The organism is Paenibacillus sinensis, from assembly GCF_019904155.1.
Lineage (GTDB): Bacteria > Bacillota > Bacilli > Paenibacillales > Paenibacillaceae > Paenibacillus_AQ > Paenibacillus_AQ sinensis.
Genome location: NZ_JAHCMB010000158.1, coordinates 1 through 229 on the forward strand (window position 1 = coordinate 1; position 229 = coordinate 229).

Consider the following 229-nt stretch of genomic DNA (forward strand, 5'->3'; position numbering starts at 1 on the left):
TAGCCCTTACTCGGTGTCTCGGGGTCCCCGAAAAGTACTCGGTGTACTCTTCGAAGCCTCCGCTTCACTTTTTGGGGTATGCTTATCGGGGCCCCCGCAAAGTATTCGGAATCGGCTTCGTCAGCGTCTTCTTCACTTTGTGGGGTAGTCTTGGATAAGCCCTCGACCGATTAGTACTGGTCAGCTCCATGCATTGCTGCACTTCCACCCCCAGCCTATCAACCTCGTC

General features: G+C 54.6%; 1 rRNA gene. It reads right to left on the bottom strand.

The annotated features are described in order from the left end of the window. Positions 1-150: 150 nt before the first annotated feature. Positions 151-229 (bottom strand): 23S ribosomal RNA (locus tag KIH86_RS18440); the annotation flags it as partial.